The following is a 13588-nucleotide window of genomic DNA, read 5'->3' as shown; positions in this document are numbered from 1 at the left end:
GCACAGGCCGCCGCTTTGGTAGCCCTTCGTTAGCTATAAATCAAAGGGCTACCAAAGCGGCGGCCTGTGCCGCGCGCACTCCAAAGACGCTGCGCGTCAAAAGGAGCTAGACGGCATCGTCAGGCATAGCTTCGGCAAACGCCTCGGCCAATGAAAGAACAGCGCGCGCGCGTTCGACCAGCGGCGCGTCTACGAATTGGCCGTTCGCCAGCGTCGTCACGGCGGCCCCGGTGGTTTGCGCTTGTTCAAACGCCGCCACGATGGCCTGCGCCTCGTTCACGGCGGCGGCTTGTGGTGTAAAGACTTCATGAATGACCGTTAGTTGCGACGGATGAATGCAGGAGCGTCCAAAGAAACCCAAGCGCCGTTGCGCCTCAGAACTCGCACGCAAACCAGCCAGGTCTTTGAGCTGGGTGTAAACCGCAGCAATTGGCGGTTTCAAACCCGCCGCGCGCGCGACCACGACGAGTTGCGAACGCGCGAATAAAGTCTGCGTTTCCTGCGCATCCACCTCAGCGCCGATGTCTTTGGCGAAATCCGCCGCGCCAAACGAAAACGTTTCGACGCGCGGATGGCGCGCCAGCTCAGCCGCGTTCAGCAATCCGGCGGCGCTCTCAATCGTCGGCACGATGCGCAAACTGCCGACCGCTAAGCCCGCGCGGCTTTCCGCCGCTGCCAATTCGTGATCAGCCGCCTGCAACTCGGCGAGCGATTCCGCCTTGCTCAGGCGAATGCCGTGGACGAGCGGATGCGCGGCGATGGCAATATCGTCCTGCCAAAGCTGCGTTGAAATGGCATTGATGCGAAGATAGATTGCTGGCAGTTTGCAGGCGCTGCCAGCAACAACTTGCAAGGCCGCAGTGATCAATTGGCGGGCCGGCGCTTTGTTATCCGCCGCCACGGCGTCTTCCAAATCGAGCACCACGGCGTCAGCGCCCGCCGTGAAAACTTTGCGCAGGAGCTTTTCATTGTCGCCCGGCGCAAAAAGATAGGAGCGAAACAACGCGCGCGCAGCCATCACAGCACTCCCTTTTCAGCCAATGCCCGCAACTGTTCGACGTTCAGACCAAGCAATTCGCCATACACAGTTTCGTTATCGGCGCCGCGCGGCTGGCCTGTCCATTTGATTGCGCCGGGCGTGTCGCTCAGGCGGAACATGACGTTTTGCATCTTTAACGGGCCAAGCTCCGGGTCGTCCACGGTGGTGATGGATTCGAGCGCTTGATACTGCGGGTCAGCCATAATCTGCGCGATGTCGTAAATCGGCGCGACGGCGGCTTGGGCCGCTTCAAAGGCGGCGGCGACTTCGGCAAAAGGGCGTTGCGCGATCCAACCACCCACCATTTCATCCAGTAAATCCGCGTGTTTAGCGCGCTCCGCGCCAGAGGCGAACCAGGGTTCGGTGACGACTTCGGGGTGCCCCACCAGATGCATCACGCGTTCGGCGATGCTTTGCGCCGAAGTCGAAAGCGCCACCCAACGATCATCCGCCGTGCGATAGACATTGCGCGGCGCATTATTGGATGAACGATTGCCGCGCCGTTGTTGAATCACGCCGAGTTGATCGTACCAGGTTGGTTGCGGCCCCAACACGGTCAGAATCGGTTCGATCAACGCCATGTCAATTACTTGTCCCTGCCCGCTGCGTTGGCGCGCGTGCAAGGCGAACATAATCGCCGAACTCAACGCCAAGCCCGTGATGCCATCGGCCAAACCAAACGGCGGCAAGGTCGGCGGGCCAGCCGGTTCACCTGTCATTGCGGCGAATCCGCTCATCGCTTCAGCCAAAGTGCCGAAGCCGGGGCGATTTTTGTACGGGCCGATTTGGCCGAAGCCGGTGACACGTGCGATAACCAAGCCTGGATTGAGGGCGTGCAAAACATCCGGCCCGATGCTCCAACGTTCGAGCGTGCCGGGGCGGAAGTTTTCGATCAGGACATCGGACTGTTTGGCGAGTTGCTTGAGTATGTCCTGGCCTTCGGCGGCGCTGAGGTTGAGTGTGATGGCGCGTTTGTTGCGCGAAATCATCTTCCACCAGAGATTGACGCCGTGCTTGGCATGGCCGTGGTGCCGCACCGGGTCGCCCTTGGGATGTTCTATCTTTATGACCTCTGCGCCAAAATCACCGAGCAGGGTGGCGGCCAACGGGCCGGCAAATAGCGTGGCCGCATCCAGCACGCGTAACCCGGCTAAAGCGCCTGTTGTTAAAGTCGTTTGCTCCATCATCATCTGAATGTGCCTGATTATCTTGGGCAGACTGGTTGGCGATGCTACACGCGAATTTGACCTAAGTCTAGGACAACTACCGCAGGCGATCCGGCTTGAGAGGCAGGAGAGAATACGATGGATACCGGTTTGATTGACGAATTGGCTGAGCGCATTTGGGACTACATGCATTTGGGCCACGCGCTGGCCAAAAGCGATTTGATTCTGGCGTTGGGCAGCAATGATTTGCGCGTCGCCGAGTACGCCGCCGATTTGTATTTGCAAGGCTGGGCGCCGCGTCTGCTGTTTTCGGGCAAGGTCGGCGCCTTGACGCGCACCCTATTCGACAAACCCGAAGCCGAGAAATTTGCCGAAGTGGCAATTCAGAAAGGCGTTCCAGCTTCTGCAATTTTGCTGGAATCAAGCTCTACCAACACGGGCGAAAACATCCGCTTCAGCCGCCAATTGCTGGCCGAGCAAGGCCTCATCGCTCAACGCGTCATCCTCGCGCAAAAGCCGTATATGGAGCGGCGCGCCTATGCGACTTTCATGAACTTCTGGCCGGGGATCGAACTGATCGTGACTTCGCCGCCGATCTCGTTTACTACCTATCCAACCGCGCAACTCAGCCAGGAAACCGTGCTCAACATCATGGTGGGCGATCTGCAACGCATCCGTGACTATCCGGCCAAAGGCTTTCAAATCCCTCAACCGATCCCGGCTGAGGTGTGGCAGGCCTATGAGCAATTGGTAGCAATGGGTTTCGACAAACATTTGATCCGCTAGTTTACGCGCCTCCACCAGGATGTGAGCCAAAATGAGCTTGACCAACCACACACTTTCGCCGAAGCTGCGTTTGATATTTCCGCGTTGCTCCAAAAAATTGACCGCCCTGCCGCGGTGTTGCGAGGTAGCGAGAGTTAAGCGCACTTTGATACGCTGGCATCCAAGTTGCACTACTTCAGTAATACATCAATAGAATGGTCAAGTTGCAAGCGTCAGTTAGATAGCCTTTGCGTTAAGTTTGACAATGAGGCAAGGCCGTTTGGCCGACCTGCTCATCCACCAAGTTGATCGGCGAAACAACAGCTATGATCAAGCTTACAAACATCCGGCGCTTTTGCGTATTGATCGTACAAGCCTCGTTGCTGGCCGCTTGGTTACCATTGTTTGCCGCAGCGGGTCAGTCAGCGCTGGAACGGGACAACACCGGCCAACTCAGTCGAACCGACGATGGGCCAACCTGGCCATTGGATGCAACTCAGGCAGAGATCGAGACTGCCAATGCTGGCAAAGATAGCGCGACGGACGCGGGCCTCAAGCTGTTTGGCTGTCTCGCCGATGCCGTGCTTGCACCACCAGCCCTCAGATATTCCGCCTTTCATTTCACCACGCGCTGGCAGCAGCAACAATCCGGCTTTGCCCTGCTGCGCGGGCGTGCCCCACCTCTTTCCACCATTCATTCCAATCACATTTCTGCCTAACGAGGCAGTTGTGCGTGTCGCATTTGTTGGGGCGTAACAAAAGCGCCACAAACGGCAACGCAGTTTCATCCGAAGCGGCTGTTTGACCGCCGAGTGGTTAGAGGTGTGCGCTGAAATGCCTGTCAATACTGCTGATTTGTGCGGCACAGGCCTTGCCAAAGTCTTTGCGCCAGCGTCACCGGCAAATGCCACTACTCGCTGCTGGTTTGAATGAGAGTACCACCACAAACAGAGACGGCTCTTTTAACCGAGCCGTAAGGAGACCTATATGAAACAGACAATCGCAACGCTTTCGCTTTCCCTGTTCCTGGCGGCTGGCGCTTTGGCTGGCACGCACGCTGCGGCAGCCAAAGCCAAGCCGGTTCTGCAAGCACAGACCAGCCGCACGGCGGTCACGCCCGTGGCCAAGAAAAAGCACAAGAAAAGCCACAAATCACATAGCGTGAAAAAGTAACGCGCCTTCGTCGCCAGGCCGCAAACCTGACTGCGATTTTGGACAGTGGGTGAGGCAACTCTGATTTCAGGCGAACCTCACACTCCACGCCACGGAAAAGGGCCGGACCAGCACCTGAGACTCTTTTCCGTGGTCACGAAACTCTTTTTCAGTTTGCCCGCAGTCGCGGTAAGGAAGTATGCATAGGAGTTTCCTTATTGCACCTTGGGCAGAACAGCGGCGCGGCAATTGTTTATTGCGTGATGGACAATTGCCGTTTCGCCGCTGTGCACGCAGACGTCTCAATCTGCTTCGGATTGGCGGCGGCGCGTGACCAGCAACTTATTTCCCTGGCGCGCCTGTTTGCGAAAGCCGAGCAGGTGGCAAATCTCAAGCACATACCAACGCGCAATTTGCGGATCAATCAGCAGTGAGTTCTTGTCTTCGGGCAAACGCCGCACACCGGGCAACCAGGCCAACAACCGATCCAGGCGCAAGCGCCGTAACCAAGCCGCCAACTCCAGCCAGAAAGGCCGAATCGCGCGAATCAGAAAAAATCCGTCTTCGCCTTGTGCCTGATAGAGCGGCATAAATAAATACCCCGTCTCTGCCGCGCGCACTGCGCCATTCCGGTCGTGCGCCAGCAACTCACCGCGCTCTACCGGCTGAAAATTGACGAACCCTGGCTCCATCACAAATTGATCGGCAGGCCGGATGGCATGGCGATAACGCACCTCAAGCACGGGCGGCAGACTGCGGCTCGCTTCGCGTAAAGTGCGCTGCAATCCGTGCCAATTGGGGACGTGTTCAGGCGGCAAACAACCGGCTGTCACCAACGTCGTCCAGAGCGCGGCTTCGTGATTTTTCAGCGCCAGGGCCGACGCGTGCTGTCCCGCTTCAAACCCCAGCGCCGCGTGTCCGAGTTCATTGATATAATTCAGCAACGTGCCTTCGAGGCTCTCTTCCAAACCCAGAATAATGGGTGTGCGCAAACGTTGTGCGTAACGCCGATTGACCAGCGTATCGCTGATCAGGCCGAACGGCGCGCCTGCCGCAGAGGTCGTATGCAAATCCAGAAAGACGGCTTGGCTGAATTTCCCGGCCACCTCGGTTTCGATGGCGGTCAGCAACTCACGCTGCTCAGCCGTTTCGGCGGTTTCGATTTCCAGCAGGTTGCCGGTTTTCAATTGGCGGATGCGCGCCGGCGACCACATGCGATTTAAGTCGCGCTGCACAAAGCGCTGGCCGCGCGCCAAAGCGCCGACGTTCCCAGCCAAAGCGACCAGTTTGCCATTGAAAGGCGGACGGGTTTGTCGCAGGTGTTGCAGCACGCGCTCCAAAGCACGCACACCCGCAGGCTCATTGCCGTGCATCCCGCCCACACAAACCACGAGCGGGCCATACGTGGTGCCGCCATAGCTGCCCAAACGGCGCGGAAAAGCGCCGGGCTGAATTGCTGTCGCTGCCAATTCTCGAAACATGGAAAAATACCTCAATAAATCCTTGCCAGGTGCTCTAGCAAGCTAGATGCCTATGCTGTACGAGTTTCACTACTGTGGATTTACACGCATTCCACCGCTCAGAACACCGCTGACTTCCCCGCAAAAGCGCAGTATTCCGCAGTTTGCGCTAAATCTCTCTTGGCACCTGATTTGCAGCCCGCCAAGTGGAAGGATTGAGCCTGGCTCAGCAGTCGAGCAGAACAGGAGGTTCATCATGAAGAAAATGATTCTACTGGTGGGATTGATCGTGGGCGGGATGGGTTGGTATTCCAACCAGCCATCAACGGTGGCGGCGCAAGATGTGTTGGCTGCCTTCAAAAACAACCAATGCGTGGTCTGTCACTCAAAGCTGATGTCTCCTTACCGGGTCACCAGCCGCTATGCCGAATGGCATATTTCTTTGCACAAAGAAAAAGCGATTGGGTGCGAAAAATGCCACGGCGGTGACGCCACGAGCAAAGAGGCCAAACAAGCGCATGTCGGAGTGCAGTTAGCCAATGATGCCCAAAGCAAATTGCATCCGAAAAACCTCGCCCAAACCTGCAATTCCTGTCATCGGGAAATCACCAATTCTTATGTCGGAAGCAAGCATTCTCAGAACCTTCAAGCAGCGGGATTAGGTCCAAGCTGTAACACCTGTCACGCGCACATGGCTTCTGAGGTAATTTACACACCCGAACAAACCGCCAAACTCTGCGCCAGTTGTCACGATTCCAGCAACGCTTTGATGCCCAAACGTCCGGAGATTCCCGGCCAGGCTGAAGAAGCGATGCAGGCCATTGGGCGCGCCAATATGGTGACCCTGTGGGCCGAACGCCTGGTAGATGAAGCCAGGAATCGTAAGTTGGAAATGACCGATTACGAACGCGAAATGAAAGTCACCAAGGGAATGTTGGCCGAAGCCAAAATCGCCTGGCACACATTTAATTTGGAAATTGTCCGCAAGAAAGCCGACGCCGCTTTTGAAAACGGCACGAAGCTCAAGGACGCGTTGCGCGCCAAACTTTATCCGAATCAATAATCAATTTAACTAACGTCATCCGCTCAATCTGATTGGAGAGCTTATGCGAGTCATAAAACTTGCGCTCGTGTTGTTATTCTCTGTCTCAATTGCAGTACCGTTTCTCTCGACCCAGTTGACAGCACTGAGCGGTCAAAAAAAACCAGCGAATCTACCGTTTGAAGCGACGGTGGCGGCCTTACCGTTCTCGACGGATGTCAGCCAATATGTGGGCAGCGCCTCCTGCGCCGAATGTCACGCTGATCAAGTCGCGCGCTTTGCGCCGACAGCGCATCACAAAGCGCAATCCGCTAAAGCCGCAGTAAATTTGCGCAGTTGCGAAGCCTGCCACGGCGGCGCGAAAGCGCATGTCGAGTATTACAAGACCACCCAAAAACTGGCGGCGGAAGGCAAGGACGCGGAGGCCCAGGCGCTCATGAACGATGAGAGCAAAGCCAAGGCTGCCAGCATGGTTGCCTTCGACAAACTGACCCCGGCGGAAACCAATACCACGTGCATGCAATGCCACTCCCAGATGAAGGAACACACCGTCTGGCGCGGCAGCAAACACGAAGCCGCCAAAATGTCCTGCCTGAGTTGCCACAGCATGCATCACGCTCCGGCCGTGCCCACCTCCGACAGCAAGCTTTTCGCCACCAACCAGGCCGAGGGCAAGCTGTTGAAGATGCGCACCGAAGCCGACACCTGCTTTCAATGCCACGGCGATGTCAGAAAGGCGCAGTTCCAACGTTCGACACATCTCTTCCGTAACGAAAACCGCGAGCATCAACAGAGTTGCTCGGCCTGCCACGAAGCACACGGCTCTATCGGCGAGAAGATGATGCGCACCGGCAGCATCAACGAGACCTGCTACCAGTGCCACGCCGAGAAACGTGGCCCGTTCCTGTACGAACATTCGCCCGTGCGTGAAGGTTGCACCACCTGCCACAAATCGCACGGCTCGAACAATACAGCTTTGCTCGTGGCGCGCGCGCCGATGCTGTGCCAGCAATGCCATATTCAGGGACGCCACCAAACCGTGGCGGGTCTGCCCAACTCGGCCTTCGCGCTCAATCGTTCCTGCGCGACCTGCCATGCGGCAATTCATGGCTCGAATCACCCTTCGGGCATCAATCTGCAACGCTAGGCGGGAGCCAAAGGAGGAGTTATGAAGATCATCCGGGAAATAAAATTATGTTCTTACGCACTACTTGCAACTCTGCTGCTTTGGCCCGCGCCTGCTCCGGCACAAACGCTCGCTGAAGCGTCCGATCCAACCATCACAACAACCAAAAAGGAGAGCGCCAAAGAGACTGACAAGGCTGGCAAGACTGACAAGAAAGCCGACAAGCCGGCCAGTAAGACCACCGCCACCAAGCAAGGGCCGGATTCGCCTGGTCTTTTTAAGCAGATGAAATACACCTTTGAACTGGGCGGGCAATTCACCAATGTCAGCGGCGCGCGCCCGTCGAAGTTTGAGGAATTCCGGCAAGTCCGCGACGGCTTCCTTTTCCGCCGTCTTAAAGTGGTGGCCAACCCCGAAGCTTCGCCCGCCTTCTTCCGCTTTATCGGGCGCGGGCCGGGTGAATTGGATCAACGGTATCTGCTCGATTTCGGCAAATACGGCGACTTCCGCACGACGGTCGAATGGGCTGGATTGCCGCACCTTTACACCGCCGGCGCGCGTTCGCTCTACAGTTCGACCACGCCCGGGGTGCTGACGATTCCCGATCAAATTCAGCAGACGCTGCAAAACACGCCCAACGCCGACTTACCCGCAGCCGTGCGCGGCTTCGTGGCCAGCGCGCCGCTGGTGAGTTTGCAGGTCAAACGGCAAACGCTGAAAGCCGAACAGCGCGTCCATCTAACTGAGCATTGGAGCGCGCATCTGCGTTTTATGAACCAACGCAAGTTTGGTTCAAAGCCGCTCGGCACCGGCAGCTACGAGCGCATCGGCATCGCCACTGGCGATACCTTCCGCGTGATCGCGGCTGAATTGCCGGAACAGGTCAATTACCGGCACAACCAAGTCACGCTGGGCACGTCTTATACCCGCGCGAAATGGGCGGTAAATTTCGATTACACGTATTCGAAATTCGACAACCGCATCGCCTCGCTCACGTTCGACAATCCATTCCGGGCGACTGATTTGCAAGCGACCGGTTCGGGCGGCGTGTTTGACCGCGCGGCGTTTTCGCGCGGCATCTTTGCGCTGCCGCCGGACAATCAATCGAACAGTTTCCTGGTTTCAGGTTTCGTTGACTTGCCGCACAACTCACGCTGGGCGAGTGCCTTGGGTTGGAGCTTCTGGCGGCAGAATGAAGCCTTTGTGCCTTACACCTTGAACAGTGCCGTTGTCGCCACGGGGCTGCCCGCTGGCACCTCCATCACTGATACGAAGGCGCTGCCGCGTCCGAGTTTGGAAGGCGCGGTGGACATCTTCACGCAAGACCACGTCTTTGCCACGCAACTGAGCAAGCGGTGGACGGCCAATCTGCATTACCGTTCTTATCTCAACGACAACCAGACGCCAGAGATTCTCTTCCCCGGCTATGCGGCGTTTGGCGAATCGTACTGGCGTCCTAACATCAACGGTAAGCTGATTGAAAACGAGCCACTCACCTTCCGGCGGCAAACCGCGACGGCAGAGGCCACCTGGAACCTGGCGAAGCCGGTGAACTGGCGCTTCGATTACAAATGGGAAGGCTGGAACCGGCGCAACCGGCAAGCCGGGCGCACGAACGAGCACAGTGTCGGAACAGAAATTTCCTACCGGCACAGTAACGCTCTTTCGGGCAAGCTTGATTACCACTATTCCGACCGCACGCCGCAAACCTACGATCCGGGCGTGCTCGAATACAAGTTATTGCGACTGTTCGACCAATCCAAACGGCTGCGCCAGAACGTGAATATGCAATGGCAATATCACGTCAAACCGGAACTCGGCATTGCAGGCACCTTCAGTTATCGCGGTGATGATTTCGATCAGAATTTCTTTGGGCTGACGAAATATGTGCAAGGCGGCGGGAGCGTGGATTTGCTCTACACCGCACTGGAGAACACCACCCTTTATGCCAACTACTCACGCGACCGTTATAGCTCTTCGTTGAATCAAATCGCGAAAACGGCGGTGCCCTTCGATCTCAACAATCGCTGGAATCGTGATGAGCGTGACGTGGTGGATAGTTTTGGCGCGGGCGTCACGACTTACCTGGCAAAAGAGAAGCTTTTCCTTGACCTGCATTACGCGCTGGCTTTCGGCAACACCCGGCTGAATACGGTCAACCCCGGTACGCCGCTCGCCGGCAGCGCGCTCAATGCCACGGCTTTCCCGTTCCCGGACGCCAAGACGCGCTTCCAGGAAGTCAATCTTGATTTGAGTTACCAATTCACACCCCAGGTGGCGCTAGGCGTGCGGTATCTCTATGAACCCTATCGCCTGAATGATTACGCCTGGGACGGGCTGTCCCCCTATCCGAATGATGCGCTTCCGGCATCACAGGACGGGCGGCGTTTTCTTTTACTGGATTCGCGTTATTCCGGACACGATGCGAATACCCTGGGGATTTACCTGCGACTGACGCGCTAACCAAATCCGCCGCCCGATAATTTCGGGCGGCGGTCACGGATTCACCCGTGCGATTTTCAAGCAAACAGCTAGGAGAGATTATGCGAATTCTCAAACTCGCGCTTGTGTTGCTATTCTCGACCTCGGTTTCGCTGCCATTCTTGTCATCCAAGTTGGTGACCTTCATCCGAGGTTCAAAATCACCCCAACCCGTCGCCACAGCGACCGTCAACGCGGGCAGCGTTGAAGCTGCGACACTACCTTTCTCAACGAACCCTGAAGAATACGTCGGTAGTTCATCCTGCGCGGAATGCCACACCAACCAGGCGGCGCATTACCAGACGACAGCGCATCGCAAGACCATCACACCGAATGGCAAACCTGAAGCGATGGGTTGCGAGGCCTGTCACGGTGGCGCCAAAGCCCACGTCGAGTATTACCAAACCGTACAAAAGCTGAACAAAGAAGGCAAAGAAGCCGAAGCTAGCGCGCTGTTATCGGATGAAACCCGCGCCAAAGCCGCCCAAATGGTGGCGCTGGATAAGCTTTCTCCGGCGGCGGCTTCGGCCTCTTGCCTGAAGTGCCATGAAGGTTCGCAAGGCCGCAGCGAGGAACGGTTCAATTATCGCCGCAGCGAGCATGGCCGCCACGGCGTTACTTGTATTGATTGCCATTCCTCTCATTCGCCGAAACGGACGGAATTCCTGCTGCGCGATGACCAACCGAATGGCTGCTATAAATGCCACCAGGATCAGAAGGCCGCCTTTGCGCGTCCCTTCCACCACAAAGTACCGGAAGGCGCGATCAAATGCTCTGACTGCCACAACCAGCACGGCGGTTTCCAGGCCAAACAATTGCGGTCATGGGCAGGCGGGGACAACTCCTGTCTGAAGTGCCACACCGATAAAGCTGGACCGTTTGCCTTTGAGCATGCGCCGATCAAGGTCGAAGGCTGCCAGGCGTGCCATACGCCGCACGGCTCGACCAATCCGAAATTGCTCAAACGCAGCGAGATTCGCTTCCTCTGTTTGGAATGCCATTCCAATACGCCGGGTCTGCCCGAAGAAGGCACAGGACTGGGGCCACCCACGCCGTCCTTCCACGACATCACCCAGTTGCGCATACAGAATTGCACCAACTGCCATTTCATGATTCACGGGTCGAATATAGACCCATTCTTGAGGCGGTAAGGCCAACCGGTAGAACGTACACAAGTCTGTTTTACCAATGCAGCGGAGGAAGAACATGAACACTAGAAAATCAAATCAGTTATTACACCCGGTCTGGCTGAACCGTTTGGGCTTCAAAGTAGCGCTGCTGGCGTTGGCGTTCGCGCTCAACGCCTGGACAGTGCTGGCCCAGGCCACCGTCGAAAAAGCCGAGAGCAGCCAGCAGGTTCAAGAGCGCGTGGATGAATTGCAACGCGCCACCAATGCCTTGAAAAAAGGCGAAAAGGTCGAGCAGCCGAAAACAGGCCGCATGATGGGCGACTATTCGGTGACCTCTTCGCTCGAATTCGGCTACCGTTCAACCGATGTGAAGGGCAGCCGGGCGAAATTCCTTTCGGATGTAGACATCCGCGACGGGGTGCGCCTGTTTGAGTATTCGCTCGATTCGCGTTCGGTGACGGGCGCGGGGCCGTTGTATGACTTCATGCACGCCGACGCCACCGGCCTGGGCGGTGACCCGCAGCAAACTTTCAACTTCCGCATTGATAAAAAGCGTCTCTATAAATTTGACGCTTCGGTGCGGCGGCTGAACTATTACCGCTACCTGCCGAACTTTTCGTTGAATGCGCACAACATTGACACGCGGCAACAGATGTCAGACTTCAATTTGAAACTGTTCCCGCAACGCGCGGTGCGCATCAACATGGGTTACAACCGTTCGATGGCGAAGGGCTTTTCAACGATTACGACCAGCTACAGCAGCGACATCTTCCCGATTCCCGGCGAGCGCCGCTGGGAATCGAATGATTATCGGCTGGGTATTGACGCGACCTATCGCGGCTGGGATTTTTCGGCTGAAGAAATGTTCCGCGCCTATAAGTGGGACACCTCTTATGCCTGGCCGGGCGGGAGCAATCCCGGGGTCGTCAACCCGAACGACCTCTCAACCGTGACGACGTTCACGCGCCCCGAACCGACGGATTCGCACGCCTCGATCAGCCGCGCCAGTTTGCGCGGTTCGTTCGCCAAACGCGTCCATGTGGTCGCGCGCGGGATGTATGGGCAGGAATTGTTGCGGGGCTTTTTGATTGAACGGCTGACGGGTACGACAACCACGGCGAATCAGCGCACGTTGATTCAACAATACGTTGGGAACAGCAAGGCCAAACGCCCCAGTTCGAGTTTCGACGCGGCCCTTTCGCTCGACCTGACTGACAATCTGACGCTGAACAACACGTTCCGGGTTTCCAATTACACGATCACTGGCGAAGGCATCAACAGCCGGATTACCCAAACGCAAACCGGTACCGGGCCGATCACCACCACGACGACGAGCGCCTTCGCGCCCTGTACGCTCGCGGTGCCGACAGGTTTTTTCTGTACGCGTGTCATTGACTTGTCGTCTTACTGGAACACGCTGGATTTGCAGTACTCCAGAGGCCGGAAGCTGTCAGCCAATATCGGCTGGCGCACCACGCATCGCGACGTCGCAACCAGCGACCTCACGGGCGCTGAGTCCGACACGCAAAACACCAATACCGCCATCGGCAGCATTCGCATACGCCCGGTAGATCGGTTCAACCTTTTCTTTGATTACGAGAAGGGACAAGCCGACAACGTGTTTGTGCGGGTCTCGCCGATGGATTTCCAACGCGTGCGGGCGCGCTTGAGCTATCTGGCGACTGACAAACTTTCGTTCACCGGAACAGTGTCAACGACGGATCGCACCAACCCCACGCAATTCGTCGAAAACGATTCGGATTATCGCGCCATCTCGTTTTCAACACTCTGGGAACCCAAGGACAAGCTGTTCGTCAATTTCGGCTACAACTACGATCACTTGTTCTCAACCGCCAACATCTACTACTTTATCGCCAGCCAGGCGCGCACAGGAAAATCCCTCTTCTACGCGAAACAGGATTTCTTCTTCCTGGACACACGGGTGCCGCTTACCAAGTATGTAGATTTGCTGCTGGTGTATCGTTACGTCCACGATCACGGGGCGCCGGGGAATGCACCGGTCACCGGGCCGAACGACATCGTGACGTCCTTCCCGTTGGAACGGCATAACCCCGAAGCGCGGCTGGCGATCCATTTCAACAGTCACGCGACGCTCAATGTCAGTTATCGGCATTTCAGTTACAACGAACGCAACTTCTTTGTGCAGGATTACCGGTCGAATATCGTCACGACAGGCCTGCGCTTAACCTTCTAACTTTTGAACAGG

General features: G+C 56.8%; 11 protein-coding genes. 8 read left to right on the top strand and 3 right to left on the bottom strand.

From position 1 onward, the window contains the following. Positions 1-106: 106 nt before the first annotated feature. Complete coding sequence (locus tag HY011_06760; protein ID MBI3422624.1) at positions 107-1018, bottom strand: CoA ester lyase; 912 nt, start codon at positions 1016-1018, stop codon at positions 107-109. Then, complete coding sequence (locus tag HY011_06755) at positions 1018-2223, bottom strand: CoA transferase (protein MBI3422623.1); 1206 nt, start codon at positions 2221-2223, stop codon at positions 1018-1020. The genes HY011_06760 and HY011_06755 overlap by 1 nt, the downstream gene beginning before the upstream one ends. 120 nt (positions 2224-2343) lie before the next feature. On the opposite strand from HY011_06755, the gene HY011_06750 reads away from it, so the two are divergent. The 3 genes from HY011_06750 (at position 2344) to HY011_06740 (ending at position 4143) form a co-directional block, all read left to right on the top strand. Further along, positions 2344-2991, top strand: coding sequence for a YdcF family protein (locus HY011_06750; protein ID MBI3422622.1), 648 nt, complete (start codon positions 2344-2346; stop codon positions 2989-2991). 305 nt (positions 2992-3296) lie between these two features. Beyond that, positions 3297-3689, top strand: coding sequence for a hypothetical protein (locus tag HY011_06745; GenBank protein ID MBI3422621.1), 393 nt, complete (start codon positions 3297-3299; stop codon positions 3687-3689). 268 nt (positions 3690-3957) lie between these two features. Next, positions 3958-4143 (top strand): hypothetical protein, encoded by a 186-nt coding sequence (locus tag HY011_06740; GenBank protein ID MBI3422620.1) that lies wholly within the window; start codon positions 3958-3960, stop codon positions 4141-4143. 281 nt (positions 4144-4424) lie between these two features. On the opposite strand, the gene HY011_06735 is transcribed toward HY011_06740, so the two are convergent. Further along, the gene (locus tag HY011_06735; protein MBI3422619.1) at positions 4425-5603 is read right to left on the bottom strand and encodes a succinylglutamate desuccinylase/aspartoacylase family protein; all 1179 of its coding nucleotides are present in this window, start codon (positions 5601-5603) and stop codon (positions 4425-4427) included. 52 nt (positions 5604-5655) lie between these two features. Here HY011_06735 and HY011_06730 point away from each other — a divergent pair, with 52 nt between their 5' ends. The 5 genes from HY011_06730 to HY011_06710 all read left to right on the top strand — a co-directional run bounded on the left by HY011_06730 (position 5656) and on the right by HY011_06710 (position 13576). Beyond that, positions 5656-6645 (top strand): hypothetical protein, encoded by a 990-nt coding sequence (locus HY011_06730; protein MBI3422618.1) that lies wholly within the window; start codon positions 5656-5658, stop codon positions 6643-6645. A gap of 43 nt (positions 6646-6688) precedes the next feature. After that, complete coding sequence (locus tag HY011_06725; GenBank protein ID MBI3422617.1) at positions 6689-7771, top strand: DmsE family decaheme c-type cytochrome; 1083 nt, start codon at positions 6689-6691, stop codon at positions 7769-7771. 21 nt (positions 7772-7792) lie between these two features. After that, positions 7793-10213: an MtrB/PioB family decaheme-associated outer membrane protein gene (locus tag HY011_06720; protein ID MBI3422616.1), complete on the top strand. Its 2421-nt coding sequence runs from the start codon at positions 7793-7795 to the stop codon at positions 10211-10213. A gap of 80 nt (positions 10214-10293) precedes the next feature. After that, positions 10294-11382, top strand: coding sequence for a DmsE family decaheme c-type cytochrome (locus HY011_06715; GenBank protein ID MBI3422615.1), 1089 nt, complete (start codon positions 10294-10296; stop codon positions 11380-11382). 55 nt (positions 11383-11437) lie between these two features. After that, the gene (locus HY011_06710) at positions 11438-13576 is read left to right on the top strand and encodes a hypothetical protein (protein MBI3422614.1); all 2139 of its coding nucleotides are present in this window, start codon (positions 11438-11440) and stop codon (positions 13574-13576) included. Positions 13577-13588 lie beyond the last annotated feature (12 nt).

Source organism: Acidobacteriota bacterium, from assembly GCA_016196035.1.
Classification (GTDB): Bacteria; Acidobacteriota; Blastocatellia; order RBC074; family RBC074; genus JACPYM01.
The sequence above is the reverse complement of the archived record's forward strand: the minus strand, read 5'-3'. Positions and strand labels throughout refer to the sequence as shown.